We start from the raw sequence: 16240 nt of genomic DNA on the forward strand, positions 1-16240 counted from the left end.
GGGGGACGGCTACCCGGCGGGCACCCGGGTGCCCGCCGTACCGGCGGCGGCGGAGGAGTGGCGTCGCGGGGCGTCAGGTGCCGTCCGCGGCGGCTTCCAGGGCGGCGATGTCCAGTTTTCCCATGGTCAGCATCGCGGCGGTGGCCCGGCGGACGCGTTCCGGGTCGGGGTCGGTGAGCAGCTCGGTCATCCGGCGCGGCACGATCTGCCAGGACAGGCCGTAGCGGTCCTTCAGCCAGCCGCACGGGCCCGGTGCGCCGCCGTCGGCGGTCAGCAGCTCCCAGTAGCGGTCCACCTCGGCCTGGTCGGCGCAGTCGACCTGGAGCGAGACCGCCTCGTTGAAGCGGAACACCGGGCCGCCGTTCAGGGCCAGGAACTCCTGCCCGAACAGTTCGAAGGACACCAGCATCACGCTCCCGGCCTCGCCCGGCCCGGCGTCCGAGTAGCGCTGCACCTCGGTGATCCGGCCGTGCTCGAACACCGTGGCGTAGAACTCGGCGGCCTGCTCGGCCTGGTCGTCGAACCACAGGAAAGTGGTGATCTTCTGTGCCATCGGAAGGGTCCTCCGTTCCCGGACGGTCGCCCGGCCGTACGGCCGGGTCCTTTCGACGGTAGGGCGTGCCCGGCGCTTCCCGGCGGAGCCGCGCCCGGCCGTCCGGGGCGCGTCCGGGCGTGTTCAGGTGGGCCCGGACGCGCCCGGGCGTACCCGGGGTGCCAGCATGGGGGGCATGACCTTCCCGGAGCCGCCGTTCCTGCCCGCGGATCACGACGATGAGCAGCAACGGGCCCTCGCCGCACCGCTGTTGGCGCGGTTCGCGGCCCGGCTGGCGGACGCCGTGCCGGTGGACGCGCTGTGGGTGCACGGTTCGCTGGCGTGCGGCGACTACCGGCACGGCCGCAGCGACCTCGACCTGGTCGCCGTGCTGCCCGCCGCGCCCGGCGGGCCGGTGCGGGAGCGACTGGCCGCGCTGCACCGGGAGTTGGACGCGCGGGAGCCCGGCGCGGCGAAGCTGCACTGCTCGTACCTGCCGCGCCAGGAGCTCGGCGACCCGGCCGCCGCGCACTTCACCTTCGCCCAGGGCGAGCCGATGGAGCGTCCGGTCACGGTCATCGCCCGCCGCGAACTGCTGGACGCCGGAACGGTGTTGGCAGGCGAGCGGCCCGACGCGCTGCTGCCGCCGGTCTCCGACGCCGCGCTGCACGCGCACCTCCGGGCCGACCTGCGCGACTACTGGTACCCGGTCACCGCCCGCCCCGAGCCGTGGCGGCGCGACATCTGGGTGGACTTCGGCCCGGTCACCGCCGTCCGCGCCACCGTCGCGCTGCGCGAGGGCCGGCTGATCACCAAACGCGAGGCGATCGCCCGCCTGCCCGCCCTGGACGCCCCGCCCGGCCTGGCCGAGGACATCGCCGCCCGCCGCTACGGCGTCCCGCCGGTCCTCACCCCGGAGGAGCGCGCCCAACGCGCCGAGCAGGCCCGGCTGTTCACCCGGCTGCTGATCGAACGGGCGCTGGGCTGACGGGTGTCGGGCGCCTCGGCGCTATGCCTCGTCCGGGCCGTTCCGGGCCGTTCCGGACAGTTCCGGGCCGTTCGGTTCCGCCGGGCCGTCGTCGGCGCCCGGTTCGGCGCGGCGGGTCAGGTGGCGTCGGCGAACAGTGCGGTGAGGCGGGGCAGGCGGGCGGCGGTCTGTTCGGACGTCCAGGTCGGTTCGGTGAACTCGGCGTTGCAGGGGCTGTCGTGGCCGACCGCCTCCAGCGCCTCCTCCAGGCCGTCCTCCTCGCCGGTGAGCTGCTCGTACGCCTCCTGGGCGCAGTAGTCGAGCAGTTCCCAGTCCGGGAAGTCGTCGTCGTCCCACCGCTCGTAGGGGAGGGCGGCCAGGCGCCGGAGGACGGGGTGGTCGGCGAGGGCGTCCGGATCGTGGACGGCCAGGCGGTGGGCGTCGCGGCCGAGGCCGATCAACCAGGCGTGGAAGTACCAGAGGCCGTCGTCACTGACCCAGCCGCGCAGCACCAGCCGGGCCAGCGCCAGCGTGCCCGCGGTGTCCAGCGGGGCGCGGGCCTCGTCCAGGCGGAGCTGGAACTCCAGCACCTCGGACAGCGGCAGCCCGGCGAGGTGCGTGGTCAGCCGGTCGGCGCGCTCGCAGCCGGGGCCGCCCGTCGCGCTCGACTCCACCAGGTCCCAGAATCCGTCCGTGTCCATGACGGGCATCCTGGCACCCGCCGGTGACAGGGTGCCCGCCGCGCCGGAAAGCGCCCGCCCCGGGGGGAAGCGGCCGGGCCGCCGGTCGGCTTGACCTCAAGCGGGCTTGACGTCACAGGATGGGCGGCGGGCCGGAACGACCGGCCCGGGAACGGGCGGAGGCGTGATGCGTGCGGTGTGGCTGCGGGAGTTCGGCGGACCCGAGGTGCTGGTGGCGGGGACCGCGCCCGATCCGGTGCCGGGGGAGGGGCAGGTGCTGATCGCGGTCGCGCACGCCAACCTGACCTTCGTCGAGACCCAGTTCCGCGCCACCGGCCTCGGGCCGTTCACCGGCGCGCTCCCGATGGTCCCGGGCAACGGCGTCGGCGGCACCGTCACCGCCCTCGGGCCCGGCGCCGACCCGGCCTGGCTGGGACGGCGGGTGGTCTCCTCCACCGGGGGCAGCGGCGGGTACGCCGAACTCGCCGCCGTCCCCGCCGACGGACTGCACGCCGTCCCCGACGGCCTCGCCCTGGACGCCGCCACCGCGCTGCTCGCCGACGGCCGCACCGCCCGCCTGCTGCTGGAGACCGCCGCACCCGCACCCGGCAGCCGGGTCCTGGTGACGGCCGCCGCCGGGGGCGTCGGCACCCTGCTGGTCCAACTCGCCACCGCCGCGGGCGCGCACGTCGTCGCCGCGGCCGGCGGACCCCGCAAACTCGCCCTCGCCGCCGAACTCGGCGCCGCCGAGACCGTCGACTACCTGCGGCCCGACTGGACGGCCGCCACCGCCCCCGTCGACCTCGTCCTCGACGGCGTCGGCGGCACCCTCGGCCGGGCCGCCGCCGACCTGCTCCGCGACGGCGGGAAGCTGCTCAGCTACGGCCTGGCCGGCGGCAGTTGGACCGTGCTCCCGGACGCGGAGGTCACCGCCCGCGCCCTCACCGTGCTCACCCTGCGGCCCACCCCCGCGGGCATCCGCGCCGCCACCGCCCACGTCCTCGCCGAAGCCGCCGCGCACCGGCTGCGCCCCGTCATCGGCCGCCGCTTCCCGCTGGAGCGCGCCGCCGACGCGCACCGCGCCATCGAGTCCCGCGACACCCTCGGCAAGACCCTGCTGGACGTCGCCCCTTGAAGCCCTCAAGCCCCCGGAGCCCCGAAACCGGGTCGTGCCCGACGCGTCCGCGCCGCTAGCATCCCGGCATGTCAGACCAGCCGACGTACCCTCCCCGGCCCCGGCCCGGCGACCGGATCGCGATCGTCTCCCCCGGCTTCGCCGGTCCGGGCGCCTTCCCGCTGCCGCACGAACTCGGACTGCGCCGCCTGCGCGAGGAGTTCGGGCTGGAACCGGTCGAGTACCCCACCACCCGCAGGCTCGGCGCCACCCCCGCCGAGCGCGCCGCCGACCTGCACGCCGCGTTCGCCGACCCGACGATCGCGGCCGTGATGGCCACCCTCGGCGGCGACGACCAGATCACCCTGGTCCCGCACCTCGACGCCGCGCTCCTGCGCGCCCACCCCAAGCCCTTCTTCGGCTACAGCGACAACACCAACCTGCTCGACTTCCTCCACCGCCAGGGCATCGTCGCCTACCACGGCGCCTCCGTCATGACCCAGCTCGGCCGCCCGCACGCCGTCCACCCGCTCACCGCGGCCTCGCTGCGCGCCGCCCTGTTCGAGGGCGGCGCGTACGAACTCACCGCCGCCACCGACACCAGCACCGTGCAGGGCCGCTGGGAGGACCCGGCCACCTTCGACCGCGTCCCCGCCGACGAACCCGCCACCGGCTGGCGCTGGCACCGCCCCGACCGGGTCGTCGAGGGCACCGGCTGGGGCGGCAACCTGGAGATCCTGCACTGGATGGCCGCCGCGGACCGGCTGCGCCCCGCCGCCGAGTACGCCGGCCGCGTGCTCTTCCTGGAGACCTCCGAGGAACTGCCCGGCGCCACCGAGGTGTTCCGGATGCTGCGCAACCTCGGCGAACGCGGCCTGCTGCGCCAGTTCCCCGCCCTGCTGGTCGGCCGCGCCATGGCCTGGAGCTTCGACCACCCGCACGACGCCGAGGCCCGCGCCCGCTACCGCGCCGACCAGCACGCCGCCGTCCTGCGCGCCCTGGACGCCTACGCCCCCGGGACGATGGCCGTCCTCGACGTCGACCTCGGCCACACCGAACCGCAGCTCGTCATCCCCTACGGCGGCCTGATCCGGGTCGACGGCCCGGCCCGCAGGATCACCGTCACCTACTGACGGTCACCCGCCGCCGCCCAGCCCAACGCCGTTGTGCGGGAAGGGAGTCGAGCGTCAGCGGGTGCCGCCGAAGTGCCAGCCGTCGGCCGGCTCCGGGTCGGGTGCCAGGCCCAGGTGCAGGGTGACGGCGGCGGTCGTGAGCAGCGCCAGCGTCAGCACCACGATGGCGACCAGCAGGGCCGCCGTCCCGTCGGACCGGTTCGCGTGCAGCGCCCGGGAGGGCCTCCGGGGCCGGTAGCGGACCGTCAGGACGTCGCCCGCGACCAGGTCGCGGGCCTGTAGGTGGGCGCGGTGCGCGGTGCCGTCGGGCGTGCGGAACTCGACGATCGCCCGGCGCACGGACGGCCGGTCGTTACGGCGTTCCTGCACGTACGTCTCCAGGCAGCGGGCCTCGGCGGTCGTCCCCTCGGCGGCCCACCGCCGCCGCAGCAGCAGCGCGCCGGGCAGTCCGGCCCCCAGCAGGGCGAGCCCGCCCGCGCCCGTGACCAGTCCCGCCACCAGCATCGCCCGGTACGCCATGGTGTTCCGTCCTCCTGCTTCCGCTTCCGCTGCCGTTCCCGATCCGGCTCCGGGCGCGCGGACCGGCACCGGAGTCGCCCCAGTGTCCAGCCGGTGATCGTCCGCGCCAAGGGGCGCCCGGCGGTCGGGACGATCCCGTGACGAGGCGGCGACCCGGTCGGGACGGACCGGAGCCGCCGTCAACCCTCCCGGGGCCCGGCCTGGCCCGGCCGCCCGCGGACCACGTATCGTGGCCGGGATCGAAGCGTGGTGCGGGACACCACGGCGTACAGGCACGACGTCGCACGGGCGACGGACGGGGGCGGTGACCGAACGGTGGCTGACGTGGCATCGACGACCGGGAACGGCCCCGCGGCCGATCCGGAGGGGACGCTCGAACTCCCCCCGAACGCGCCCGCCCCCGACCGGACGCCGGAGCACCCGCCCGCCGCGGACCCGTTCGCCACCTCGATCAACCCGGTGGTCCCCGACGCCGCCCTCAGCTCCACCCGCACCATCCCGCTGCCCACCCCCACCCCCGCGGGCGGCACCCCCCTCCCGCCGCCGCCCGCGGCCCCGCCCGCCGCCACCGGCTGGACCGGCACCTTCCCGGTCGTCACCCTCCCGCCCCCCGCCGCCGACCCCCCGCCGCCCGCCACCGCGCCGACACCGGCGTCCGCGCCCGCCGCCCACGGCATCGGCGGCGGCCTGCGCGGCCGCATCCTGGTCGTCGAGGGCGGCTACGGCGGCGGTCGCCGCTGGGGGCGCGGCGGCACCGCGAACGCCTCCGTGCTCTCCGCCGCGCTGGCCGGCGTCGCCCCGCAGGTCCTGCTCTCCGCCGGGCAGGTCGACGCCGTCCACCTGCCCGGTGCCAGCGACCCGCAGACCGTCCTCGCCCACCTGCGCGCCGCCGCCCGCCACCCCGGACCGCTGCTCATCCACCTCGGCGGCCACCTGATCACCGACCGGCGCGGCGAACAGCTCTACCTCTCGCTGCGCGAGAGCAAGACCTCCGAGAGCCTGCCCTGGTCCGCGATCGCCACCGAACTGCGGCACCGCGGAACCGAGTTGGACACCCTGGTGATCGGCGACCTGAGCGCCGACCAGGTGGTCTGGCCCGGCCTCGCCGCCACCGCCGGACAGCAGCTCTCCGACGGCGTCCCGCTCTGGGCCGTCGTCAACCACGACCCCGACCAGCTCGGCACCTTCACCCGGGCCCTGATCGAGACGCTGCACCGCGGCCGCCCCGGCGCCGACCGGTTCCTCACCCCCGAACTCGTCCGCCAGCAGGTCCACTCGGTGCTGCGCCCCGACACCGTGGTGATCGCCTCCCACCCCGTCGACCGTCCCTACTTCCGCAACACCGCCCGGAAGATCGGCCCCGGCGACCCCGCGACCACCGCCCCGCCCGCCACCGCCGCCCGCCCCGGGAAGACCGCCGCCCCCGCCACCGCCGCGCCCGAACCCACCCGCCCCCGGCTCGCCCCCGGGTGGACGCCGCGCGGCCTGGTCTCGCTGCGCAAGCCCGGCGTCCCGGCGACCCCGCCGCGCCGCACGATGATCGTCTCGCTGGTCAAGGGCGAAGCGATGGTCCCGGCGGAGCCGCTCACCGCGACCGTCCCGCTCGGCAAGCCCGAACGCGTCGAACGCGTCGAACGCGTCGAACTCGGCAAGGGCGCGCCCGTTCCCGGGTCCGTCGGTGCCCCGCCGGTGGCGCTCGCGAAGACGCTCGAACTCCCGGACCAGGCCGACCCGTTGGCCGCGACCCTCCCGCTGCCGGGCCCCGACCCGCTCGCCGCGACCGTCCCGCTCGGCAAACCGGCCCCGGCCCCGGCCCCGTTCGTCGAACGCGCCCCCGAGCCGGACGCCCCGCCCCGGCACGACCCGCTCGCCGTCACCACCCCGCTGCCCGGGCCGGGCGCCCCCGCCGTGACCGCAGCCGAAGCCGCGAGCTCGACCGCGACCGTGACCGTCCGGCTCGGCAAGGGGACCGAGGCCCCGGCGGCCGATCCCGGGCAGGTGCCGCCCGGCGACTACCTGGAGACGATCGGCCACATCGTGCGCAACGCCGAGGCCGGCGACCACGACACCGCCGCCGCGCTCGCCCTCGCGCTGGAGGAGAAGGCCGTCGGCGCGTACGGCGCCCGCGCCCCCGTCGTGCTCCAGGTCCGCCAGGTCCGCGCCCACGTCTGCCGGGTCGGCGGACTCCCCTCGGTCGCCGCCGAGCTCTACCGCCAGGTCGCCGCGGCCCTCCTCCAGACCGACGGCCCCGACCACCCCGAGACCCAGCGCGCCGTCACCAACGCCGAAGCCTGCTGGCGCGCCGTCAAGGACCCCACCGAGGCCATCCGGATCGCCCCCGACATCATCGAGCTCCGCGCCCACCTCCCCGGCCCCGAGAACCGCAAACTCCGCGCCGCGGAACGCTACTTGCGGCAGCTCGCCGCAGCCAAGGCCGGCGGCTAGCCGCCGGCCGGGAGGCGGACGGTACGCACGGCGGACCGGGCCGCCGTCGCGGGCTGCCTCAGCGGGCGCCGCCGTTGACGTACAGGGTCTGGCCGCTGACGTAGGAGGCGTCCTCGCTGGCGAGGAAGGCGACCACGGCGGCGACCTCCTCGGGCCGGCCGACCCGGCGCAGCGGGGTGCGGCCGGCGACCTCGGCCTGGTGCTCCTCGGGGGTTGCGCCGACCCGCTCGGCGGTCGCGGCGGTCATCGAGGTGGCGATGTAGCCGGGAGCGACGGCGTTCACGTTGACGTTGTAGGGGCCGAGTTCGATGGCCAGGGTGGCGGTGAGGCCCTGGATGCCGGCCTTCGCCGCCGCGTAGTTGGCCTGGCCGCGGTTGCCGAGCGCGGAGCGCGAGCTCAGCGACACGATCTTGCCGTACTTCTGCGCCACGAAGTACCGCTGCGCGACGTGCGCGCAGTTGTAGGCGCTGGTCAGGTTGACCGCGAGCACGGTGTCCCAGTCCTGCTTGGGCATCTTGAAGAACAGGTTGTCGCGGGTGATCCCGGCGTTGTTGACCAGGATGTGCACCCCGCCCAACTCCTCGACCACGGCGGCGAACACGGCCGCCACCGCGTCGTAGTCGGCGACGTCGCACCCGTACGCCCGCGCGCTGCCGCCCGCCGCGGCGATCTCCTCCACGGTGCCCTTCGCGCGCTCCGCCGTGAGGTCGACCACGGCCACCGTCGCGCCCTCCTCGGCCAGCCGCCGCGCGGTGGCCGCCCCGATGCCCTGCGCGGCCCCGGTCACCACCGCGATCCTGCCGTCGAACCTGCCCATCGCCGCACTCCGTTCCTGAGGTTCCGTCATATCCGTTGAGAGGGAAGCTGGTTCAGTCGCGCTCGACCAGGACGGCGGAGCCCTGGCCGACGCCGACGCACATGGTGGCCAGGCCGCGCCGGTCGCCGGTGCGGCGCATCCGGTGCAGCAGGGTGGTGAGGATGCGGGCGCCGGAGCAGCCCAGCGGGTGGCCCAGGGCGATCGCCCCGCCGGAGGGGTTGACCAGGTCCGGGTCGATGCCCAACTCGCGCACCGAGGCCAGTGCCTGGGCCGCGAACGCCTCGTTGAACTCGGCGGTGTGCACGTCGGCGAGCTTCCAGCCGGTGCGCTCCAGCACCCGCCGGGTGGCCGGCACCGGGCCGATGCCCATCACGTCGGGGTGCACGCCCGCCGAGGCGCCCGCCACGTACCGGCCCAGCGGCTCCAACTCCAGTTCGCGCAGGGCCTGTTCGCTGACCAGCAGCAGCGCCGCCGCGCCGTCGTTCATCGGCGAGGCGTTGCCCGCGGTGACCGTCCCGCCGGGGCGGAACACCGGCTTGAGGGCGGCCAGCTTCTCGGCGGTGGTGTCCGGCCGGATCGACTCGTCGCGGTCGACCGCCGTCCCGTCCGGGCGGGCCACGGGCAGCAGTTCGGCGTCGAAGTGCCCCGACTCCCGGGCGGCGGCGGCCAGTCGGTGGCTGCGCAGCGCGAACGCGTCCTGCTCCTCGCGTCCGATCCGGTGGCGGGCGGCGACCTCCTCGGCGGTCTCGCCCATCGACAGCACGCCGTGCAGCTCGCGCATCCGCGGGTTGGTCAGCCGCCAGCCGAGCCGGGTGTCGAAGGTCTCCATCCGGTGCGGCAGCGCCTCGTCCGGGCGGGGCAGCACGAACGGGGCGCGGCTCATCGACTCGCAGCCGCCCGCGACGACGACGTCCGCCTCGCCGGAGCCGATCGCCCGGGCCGCGGTGGTGACGGCCTCCATCCCGGAGGCGCACAGCCGGTTGACGGTCGCGCCGGGGACGGTCTCGGGCAGCCCGGCCAGCAGGACGGCCATCCGGGCCAGGTTGCGGTTGTCCTCGCCGGCCTGGTTGGCGGCGCCCCAGTACACGTCGTCGATCCGCGCCGGGTCCAGCGCGGGCACGTCGGAGAGCAGCCCGCGCAGCACGGCCGCCGACAGGTCGTCGGGCCGGACGGCGGACAGCGCGCCGCGCAGCCGCCCGATCGGGGTGCGGCGGGCGGCGGCGATGAAGACCGGAAGCACTTCGTCGGGCTCCTTGTCGGTGGGGGAGGGGGTCAGAACGCGTTGACGCCGGTCAGGGAGCGCCCGATGAGCAGCTTGTGGATCTGGCTGGTGCCCTCGTACAGGGTCATCACCCGGGCGTCGCGCAGGTACTTGCCGACCGGGTACTCGTCGATGAAGCCGTACCCGCCGAACACCTGGAGCGCGTTGTTCGCGCAGCGCACCGCCGCCTCGGAGGCGTACAGCTTCGCCACCGAGGACTCGGTGGCGAACGGCAGGCCGCGGTCGATCAGGTCGGCGACCCGCCAGGTCAGCAGCCGGGCCGCGTCCACGTCGACGGCGATGTCGGCCAGCAGCTCCTGCACCAGCTGGTGGTGGGCGATGGGCTTGCCGAACTGCTCGCGCTCCCCGGCGTAGCGCACCGCCGCCTCCAGAGCGGCCCGGGCGATGCCGACGCAGCCCGCCGCGACCGACATCCGGCCCTTGGCCAGGGCCGCCATCGCCACCGTGAAGCCCTTGCCGGGCTCGCCCAGACGGGCGCTGTCCGGCACCCGGACCCGGTCGAGCGCCAGCTCGGCGGTGGCCTGCCCGCGCAGGCCCAGCTTGCCGTGCACCAGGGTGCGGGTGAGGCCGGGCGTGTCGGTGGGCACCAGGAAGGCGCTGACGCCGCGGTGTCCGGGCTCGCCGGTGCGGGCGAAGACCAGGGCGACGTCCGCCCACGTCCCGTTGGTGATGAACATCTTGGCGCCGGAGATCAGCCAGTGGTCGCCGTCGCGCTCGGCCCGGGTGGTCAGGTTCGCCGCGTCCGAGCCGGTGCCGGGCTCGGTCAGCGCGAAGCAGCCCAGCGCCTCGCCCGAGCACAGCCGGGGCAGCCAGTGCCGCTTCTGCTCCTCGGTGCCGAAGGCGTTGACCGACTTGGCGACCAGCCCCAGCGTCACCGACACCACGCCGCGCACCGAGGAGTCGCCGCGGCCCAGCTCCTCCAGCACCAGGCAGTACGCCAGGTGGTCGCCGCCGCTGCCGCCGTACTCCTCCGGCAGGGTCAGCCCCAGGAAGCCCAGGTCGCCGAGCTTCTTGACGACGCCCAGGTCGATGGACTCCGCCCGGTCCCACCCGGCGGCGAACGGCACGATCTCCCGATCGGTGAACTCGGCCGCCAACTGCCGTACGGCGGCCTGCTCCTCGGTCAGTTCCAGGTCCACGCGGCGACACCCCGAACAAGTCGACGATCCTGACGTTCCTGCGGTGCCCGTAAACTAGCACTGCAAGTTTTACGGTGACTGTAGCCCGCCCCGCCCGGAACCGGAAGAGCACCCGGCGGCCCCCCGCAGCCGCCCGCGGGCACCTGCGAGAATGACCAGGACCCCGCAGGCCCGCGCCCCCAGGAGGCGGAGATCGCCCGACCCCGCACCCCCCTGCTCAGCCGGGAACGCATCATCGCCGCCGCCCTCGCCCTGGTCGACGCCGAGGGCCTGGCCGCGCTCTCCACCCGCCGCCTGGCCGCCGAACTCTCGGTCAGCGGCCCCTCGCTCTACAACCACTTCGCCACCAAGGACGACCTGCTCGACGCCGTCGTCGACAGTGTGATGGGCGAGGTCGACCTCACCATGTTCGACGCGCCGGACGACTGGCGCACCGCCCTGCACGCCTGGGCCCGCTCCTACCGCGCCGCCCTCACCGCCCACCCCCACCTCGTCCCGGTCCTCGCCCAGGGCCCCGGCCGCCGCCCGCACGCCCTGCGACTGGCCGACGCCGTCTTCGGCTGCCTGGTCGACGCCGGCTGGCCCCGCGGCCAGGCCACCCGGATCGGCGCCCTGATGCGCTACTTCGTCACCGGCTCCGCCCTCGCCTCCTTCGCGGCCGGCTTCCCCGACGACGCCAGCCTCTACGACGCCGCCGACTACCCCCACCTCGGCGACGCCCACCGCCTCGCCGAACACCGCCGCAGCATCGACGAGGGCGCCTTCGCCACCGGCCTCGACGCCCTCCTCGACGGCCTCGACCTGCGCTACCGCCGCCTGCCCTGAGCCCCCGGCCGCCCCGGACCGTCCCGGACCGGCCCTTCGCCGTACGACGGTTGGCGGTCCAGGACCGGCGCGTTCGCGACCCGGTTCGGCGCGTACAGCTCCTCCTCCGGCAGTTCCCGGTCGTCCTTCGGCAGCGTCGTGGACGTGCCGGACGCGGAGGCCGGAGCCGGCAGTCCCGCGTACCCGGGCAGCGTCTGCGTTGCCCGGGCGTCCGGCGGCGACGGCGTCACGCCCGCGCCACCCGGCCGCATCAGCGTCCGGTACGGCTCTCGCCCCGCGGCTCCGACCCGCTCGTCGGGAACAGCGCCGGTCCCAGGGACTCCAGCGCCCGCCGCACCTCGTCGGCCGGGTCGCCCGCGTGGTACGGGTGTTCGCTCGGCTCGATGCCGTCCAGGAACTCCTGGTAGCGCAGCGCGGAGTGCACGTGCGCCAGCGGCGCCGCCAGCTCCAGGGCCCGCTCGGGGTTGCTGCGCGGCGCCAGCGCCCGCCAGGCCGCGACCCAGCGCGCGCGGACGTCCGACCAGCGCTCCGGGGACAGGAACGCGGCGGGCCGCAGCCCGTCCAGCGCCGGGTGGCCCCAGACCGCGTCGGAGAAGTCCAGGACGGTGACCCGCTCGCCGTCGAAGCGCCAGTTGCCCGGGTGGAAGTCGCCGTGCACCAGTGTCGACGGCAGCCCGCAGTGGGCGAGTACGGCCGTGATGCCGGGCAGCAGCCCGGCCAGTTCCAGCGCCTTCGCGTACTCCGCGTCCGTCAGCTCCGGCCGCAGCCGCTCCAGCAGCGCCGGGAAGCGGGCCGCCAGCGCGGCCGGGGAGCAGTCCGGCAGCTCGCCCGGGCCGTCCGCGGCGACCGCCGCCTGCACCGCCGTCCACCGGTCGAGCACGTCCAGCATGCCGTCGGCCGGCACGCCCCAGCAGTCCACCCCGGGCACGTCCGCGAGCAGCACCCGCTGGCCGTCCGCCGCGAGCACCCGCGGCACCAGCTCCGGGTCGGCCCTCCCGGCCCGGGCGATCACCGCCGCCTCCGGCACCGCGAACGCCGGGGTGCTCTTCAGCCACACCGGGCCGTCCCCGGTCGGGAACCGCGAGAGCGCCGACAGGTTCCAGCTCCGCACCTGCTCCACCGGCCCCAGCCTGGGCCGCCCCAGCGCCGCCAACTCGCCGTCGGCCCAGGCCCATTCCCCGTCCAGCCCGTCGGCCGACGCCCACCGCGGGCGCAGCGGGTGCCCCGCGTCCGGCGCCGTCCCGGCCGCGGTCAGGGCCCCCGTCGGGCGCCGCGCCGCCACCGCCAGGTACACCGTCCCGCCGCCCCGGCCGCCCGCGCCGCCCGTCACCGAGAGCAGCCGCAGCACCGCCAGCGGCACCCCCGCCGCCTCCGAGGCCCGCGCCGCGACCTCCCCGACCTGCGCCCAGAACGGCGATTCCGTGGTGAACGGCCCCACCGCCCCGACGAGTTCGCCCTGCCACTCGACCACGACGGTCGCCGTCCGCTGCTCAGTCATCTGCACCCGGGCATTCTCCGGACGGCACCGGGCCCGCGCCAGCGAATAAGGCGGACAAACCGCAGGCAGCGGGCCCGGGCCCCCGGCGGACCGGTCAGTCCGAGCTGTCCTCGAAGGGGCGGGAGAGCGAGAGCCCGAAGCGGCCCTCGTCGTCGGTCCACCAGTCGGTCAGGCGCAGGCCGGAGGCGAAGAGTTCGCGTTCGACGCGCTCGCGGCGGAACTTCGCGGATACCTCGGTGTGCAGTTCCTCGCCGGCCTCGAAGTGCACGGGCAGGCCGAGGTCGGCGACCTTGACGGTCTGGTCGCGCAGGGAGCGCAGCCGCATCTCGATCCACTCGTGCTCGGCGTCCCAGAGCGCCACGTGCTCGAACTGCCCGGGGTCGAAGTCGGCGTCCAGCTCGCGGTTGAGCACCGACAGCAGGTTGCGGTTGAACGCGGCGGTGACCCCGGCGGCGTCGTCGTAGGCGGCGACCAGGACGGCGGGGTCCTTGACCAGGTCGGTGCCGAGCAGCAGCCAGTCGCCGGGCATGAGTTGGGCCCGCAGGCCGGTCAGGAAGCCGTGCCGTTCGGCGGGCAGCAGGTTGCCGAGGGTGCCGCCGAGGAAGACCACCAGCCGGGGGCCGCCGCCGTCGGGCAGGCCCAGGCTCTGGGTGAAGTCGGACAGCACGGCGGAGACGTCCAGCCCCGGGTACTCGGCGATCAGCGCCTTCGCGGCGGACTCGAGGGCGCTCTCGCTGACGTCGACCGGGACGTAGCGCTCCAGGGTGCCCGCGGTGCGCAGCGCGTCGAGCAGCAGGCGGGTCTTCTCGGAGGAGCCGGAGCCGAGTTCGACCAGGGTGCGGGCCCTGGTGGTGGCGGCGATCGTGTCGGCGCGGGCGGCGAGGATCTCGCGTTCGGCCCGGGTGGGGTAGTACTCGGGCAGCCGGGTGATCTCCTCGAACAGCTCGGAGCCGCGGGCGTCGTAGAACCACTTCGGGGGCAGCCGTTTGGGTCGGCCGCCCAGGCCCTCGCGGACGTCCGCGCGCAGCGCGTGGTGCAGGTGGTCGGGGGGTAGCAGGCGGGTGAGCCGGTATCCGGTCATCGCGGGGCGTCCTCTCGAATGCGCGGGCCGACGGCGGCCAGCGGGGTCAGCGAGCTGCCGGCCGCGTCGGCCACCAGCAGGGTGCGGTCGGGGACTTCGGACCAGCCGGGCCCGTCGTCGAAGGGTTCGGAGGCGAGCAGCACCGAGCCGTCCGGGTCGCGGCGCTGGAACAGGGTGTCGCCCCATGCCGTGGCGGCGAGCGAACGGCCGTCGGTGGCCAGCAGGTTGATCCGGGACTCGGTCGACTCCGAGGCGAGCAGGCAGACTTCGGCCAGCGACTCGCCGAGTTCCCCGCCCGCGCGCAGCCGGTTGAGCACCAGGGCCCACAGCAGCGCCGAGTCGGTGCGCGCCTCCAGCTCCAGCAGCTCGGCGGCGGGCAGCAGCGCGGCCAGCGGGGCGAAGGCGCCCGGCCAGCCGGGCAGGGCGCCGTTGTGGCTGAACAGCCAGCGCCCGGCGGCGAACGGGGCGGCGGCCTGCGCCCCGGCGGCGCAGCCGGGGGTGGCGGAGCGGACGGCGCCGAGCACGGCGTGCGAGCTGACCACCCGGGCCAGGTCGGCGAGGTCGCCGTCGGCCCAGATCGGGCCCTCCCGCCGGTAGCGGGCCGGGCGTTCGTCGCCGGGCGCGTACCAGCCGACGCCGTAGCCGTCGGCGTTGACGGTGCCGTGGCGCTGGAGCCGGGGCGCCCAGGACTGGCGCAGCAGCCCGTACGGCGGGTCGAGCAGGACCGAGCGGATCGGGACCGGGCGCCCCAGGTAGGCGAAGTGGCGGCACATCAGGCGCGCGCCCCCGAGCCGTCGCGGCCCGAGCCGTCGCGGCCGGAGCCGGCCCCGCCGCGGGGCCCGCCGGAGCCCGGTCCGGCGCCGTTCCCGGTGCGGGGCTCGGCGTCGCGGGCGGTGCGGAAGCCGGCGAAGATCTGCCGCCGCACGGGGTAGTCCCAGTTGCGGAAGGTGCCCCGGCAGGCGACCGGCGCGACCGCGAACGAGCCGCCGCGCAGCACCTTGTACTCGGGGCCGAAGAACACCTCCGAGTACTCCTGGTACGGCCAGGCCGCGAACCCCGGGTAGCCGGTGAAGTCGCTGGCCGTCCACTCCCACACGTCGCCGATCAACTGCCGGGCGCCGTACGGCGACTCGCCCTCGGGGTAGGCGCCGACCGGGGCCGGGCGCAGGTGCCGCTGGCCGAGGTTGGCGTGCTCGGGGCCGGGCGCGGCGTCGCCCCACGGGAAGCGCCGGGAGCGGCCGGTGGCGGGGTCGTGCCGGGCGGCCTTCTCCCACTCCGCCTCGGTCGGCAGCCGCCGCCCCGCCCACCGGGCGTACGCGTCGGCCTCGTACCAGCTCACGTGCAGCACCGGCTCGTCCTCCGGCACCGGTTCGAGGTGGCCGAAGCGGCGGCGCAGCCACTGCCCGCCCTCCTGCCGCCAGAACAGCGGCGCCTCCAGGCCGGCCGACATCCGGTGCGCCCAGCCCTCGGGCGTCCACCAGCGCGGGTCCCGGTAGCCGCCGTCGGCGATGAAGCGCTGGTAGGCGCCGTTGGAGACCGGCGTGGTGTCGAGCCAGAACGCGGGCAGCTCGACCGGGTGGGCCGGGCGCTCGTTGTCCAGCGCCCACGGCTCGGTGTCGGTGCCCATGGTGAACGGCCCGGCGGGGACCAGGACCTCGCCGGGCAGCGGGCCGGCGGCGGCGGGCGGCGGCGGGGCGTCCAGCACGGCCGGGCCGGTGCGCAGCTGGTGGGTGATCAGCATGGTCTCGTCGTGCTGCTGCTCGTGCTGGACGATCATCCCGAACGCGAACCCGGCGTCCAGCAGCGGCGCGCCCTCCAGCGGGGAGGCGGCCAGCAGGTCCAGCACCCGGCCGCGCACCTCGTGCGCGTAGGCGCGGGCCTCGGCGGGCGGCAGCAGCGGCAGCCGGGGGCGTTCGGCGCGCGGGTGCTCGAACGCGTCGTACAGCGGGTCGATCTCCGGGTGCAGCGGGTCGCGGCCGCCGACGTTGCGCAGCAGCCACAGCTCCTCCTGGTTGCCGATGTGCGCCAGGTCCCACACCAGCGGCGACATCAACGGCGAGTGCTGGGCGACGAGTTCGGCGTCGTCGACGGCCTCGGTGAGCTGGGCGGTGCGCTCCCGCGCGGCGAGCAGCTCGACGGCGATCAGGTCGCGCAGCAGCGCGGGGTCGGTCCGGTCGGCGTTCAGCACGGGGCGTCCTCCTGCCGTAC

General features: G+C 76.0%; 15 protein-coding genes. 5 read left to right on the forward strand and 10 right to left on the reverse strand.

Going from position 1 to position 16240, the window contains the following annotated elements; all coding sequences use genetic code 11:
- Positions 1-73: 73 nt before the first annotated feature.
- Entirely contained in the window at positions 74-553 is a 480-nt protein-coding gene (locus tag ACIQVD_RS10135; RefSeq protein WP_400679188.1) for a VOC family protein, read from the reverse strand.
- 175 nt (positions 554-728) lie between these two features.
- Between ACIQVD_RS10135 and ACIQVD_RS10140 the strand changes: the two genes are divergently transcribed.
- The gene (locus ACIQVD_RS10140; protein ID WP_402287537.1) at positions 729-1520 is read left to right on the forward strand and encodes a nucleotidyltransferase domain-containing protein; all 792 of its coding nucleotides are present in this window, start codon (positions 729-731) and stop codon (positions 1518-1520) included.
- A gap of 116 nt (positions 1521-1636) precedes the next feature.
- Here the strand turns inward: ACIQVD_RS10140 and ACIQVD_RS10145 are convergent, their stop codons facing one another.
- Positions 1637-2200: a DUF4240 domain-containing protein gene (locus ACIQVD_RS10145; RefSeq protein WP_402287540.1), complete on the reverse strand. Its 564-nt coding sequence runs from the start codon at positions 2198-2200 to the stop codon at positions 1637-1639.
- A gap of 166 nt (positions 2201-2366) precedes the next feature.
- On the opposite strand from ACIQVD_RS10145, the gene ACIQVD_RS10150 reads away from it, so the two are divergent.
- Both ACIQVD_RS10150 and ACIQVD_RS10155 read left to right on the forward strand, forming a co-directional pair.
- Positions 2367-3314, forward strand: a complete 948-nt coding sequence (locus ACIQVD_RS10150; protein WP_402287543.1) for a zinc-binding dehydrogenase — start codon at positions 2367-2369, stop codon at positions 3312-3314.
- Positions 3315-3382: 68 nt separating this feature from the next.
- Positions 3383-4426 carry a S66 peptidase family protein gene (locus ACIQVD_RS10155; RefSeq protein WP_402287545.1) on the forward strand — a complete coding sequence of 348 codons (1044 nt, stop codon included), beginning with the start codon at positions 3383-3385 and terminating at the stop codon, positions 4424-4426.
- Between the two features lie 54 nt (positions 4427-4480).
- Here the strand turns inward: ACIQVD_RS10155 and ACIQVD_RS10160 are convergent, their stop codons facing one another.
- On the reverse strand, positions 4481-4945 hold the full coding sequence (locus ACIQVD_RS10160) for a DUF3592 domain-containing protein (RefSeq protein ID WP_402287548.1): 465 nt from the start codon (positions 4943-4945) through the stop codon (positions 4481-4483).
- Positions 4946-5269: 324 nt separating this feature from the next.
- Between ACIQVD_RS10160 and ACIQVD_RS10165 the strand changes: the two genes are divergently transcribed.
- A complete protein-coding gene (locus ACIQVD_RS10165) occupies positions 5270-7390 on the forward strand; it encodes a hypothetical protein (protein WP_402287551.1) in 2121 nt (706 codons plus the stop codon).
- Positions 7391-7448: 58 nt separating this feature from the next.
- On the opposite strand, the gene fabG is transcribed toward ACIQVD_RS10165, so the two are convergent.
- Genes fabG through ACIQVD_RS10180 form a run of 3 tightly spaced genes read right to left on the reverse strand, consistent with a single transcriptional unit; the run spans position 7449 to position 10628 of the window.
- Positions 7449-8207: a 3-oxoacyl-ACP reductase FabG gene (gene fabG, locus ACIQVD_RS10170; protein WP_400679205.1), complete on the reverse strand. Its 759-nt coding sequence runs from the start codon at positions 8205-8207 to the stop codon at positions 7449-7451.
- 52 nt (positions 8208-8259) lie between these two features.
- On the reverse strand, positions 8260-9447 hold the full coding sequence (locus tag ACIQVD_RS10175) for a thiolase family protein (RefSeq protein WP_402287554.1): 1188 nt from the start codon (positions 9445-9447) through the stop codon (positions 8260-8262).
- A gap of 32 nt (positions 9448-9479) precedes the next feature.
- Entirely contained in the window at positions 9480-10628 is a 1149-nt protein-coding gene (locus tag ACIQVD_RS10180) for an acyl-CoA dehydrogenase family protein (RefSeq protein ID WP_402287557.1), read from the reverse strand.
- 192 nt (positions 10629-10820) lie between these two features.
- Between ACIQVD_RS10180 and ACIQVD_RS10185 the strand changes: the two genes are divergently transcribed.
- A complete protein-coding gene (locus ACIQVD_RS10185; RefSeq protein ID WP_100839440.1) occupies positions 10821-11453 on the forward strand; it encodes a TetR/AcrR family transcriptional regulator in 633 nt (210 codons plus the stop codon).
- A gap of 250 nt (positions 11454-11703) precedes the next feature.
- On the opposite strand, the gene ACIQVD_RS10190 is transcribed toward ACIQVD_RS10185, so the two are convergent.
- The 4 genes from ACIQVD_RS10190 to egtB form a co-directional block, all read right to left on the reverse strand.
- Positions 11704-12510, reverse strand: coding sequence for an aminoglycoside phosphotransferase family protein (locus ACIQVD_RS10190; protein ID WP_402287743.1), 807 nt, complete (start codon positions 12508-12510; stop codon positions 11704-11706).
- A gap of 535 nt (positions 12511-13045) precedes the next feature.
- The gene (gene egtD, locus ACIQVD_RS10195) at positions 13046-14032 is read right to left on the reverse strand and encodes an L-histidine N(alpha)-methyltransferase (protein WP_400679213.1); all 987 of its coding nucleotides are present in this window, start codon (positions 14030-14032) and stop codon (positions 13046-13048) included.
- The gene (gene egtC / locus ACIQVD_RS10200; protein WP_402287561.1) at positions 14029-14805 is read right to left on the reverse strand and encodes an ergothioneine biosynthesis protein EgtC; all 777 of its coding nucleotides are present in this window, start codon (positions 14803-14805) and stop codon (positions 14029-14031) included. The genes egtD and egtC overlap by 4 nt, the downstream gene beginning before the upstream one ends.
- On the reverse strand, positions 14805-16220 hold the full coding sequence (gene egtB, locus ACIQVD_RS10205) for an ergothioneine biosynthesis protein EgtB (RefSeq protein WP_402287564.1): 1416 nt from the start codon (positions 16218-16220) through the stop codon (positions 14805-14807). The genes egtC and egtB overlap by 1 nt, the downstream gene beginning before the upstream one ends.
- Positions 16221-16240 lie beyond the last annotated feature (20 nt).

This window comes from Kitasatospora sp. NPDC090308 (assembly GCF_044769485.1).
GTDB lineage: Bacteria > Actinomycetota > Actinomycetes > Streptomycetales > Streptomycetaceae > Kitasatospora > Kitasatospora fiedleri.

Bases quoted from the DNA above. Each gene is read 5' to 3' on its own strand.
- ACIQVD_RS10155 (WP_402287545.1), top strand. From the start codon at position 3,383: ATGTCAGACCAGCCGACGTACCCTCCCCGGCCCCGGCCCGGCGACCGG.
- egtD (WP_400679213.1), bottom strand. From the start codon at position 14,032: ATGACCGGATACCGGCTCACCCGCCTGCTACCCCCCGACCACCTGCAC.
- ACIQVD_RS10145 (WP_402287540.1), bottom strand. From the start codon at position 2,200: ATGGACACGGACGGATTCTGGGACCTGGTGGAGTCGAGCGCGACGGGC.
- ACIQVD_RS10135 (WP_400679188.1), bottom strand. From the start codon at position 553: ATGGCACAGAAGATCACCACTTTCCTGTGGTTCGACGACCAGGCCGAG.
- egtC (WP_402287561.1), bottom strand. From the start codon at position 14,805: ATGTGCCGCCACTTCGCCTACCTGGGGCGCCCGGTCCCGATCCGCTCG.
- ACIQVD_RS10150 (WP_402287543.1), top strand. From the start codon at position 2,367: ATGCGTGCGGTGTGGCTGCGGGAGTTCGGCGGACCCGAGGTGCTGGTG.
- fabG (WP_400679205.1), bottom strand. From the start codon at position 8,207: ATGGGCAGGTTCGACGGCAGGATCGCGGTGGTGACCGGGGCCGCGCAG.
- ACIQVD_RS10140 (WP_402287537.1), top strand. From the start codon at position 729: ATGACCTTCCCGGAGCCGCCGTTCCTGCCCGCGGATCACGACGATGAG.
- ACIQVD_RS10160 (WP_402287548.1), bottom strand. From the start codon at position 4,945: ATGGCGTACCGGGCGATGCTGGTGGCGGGACTGGTCACGGGCGCGGGC.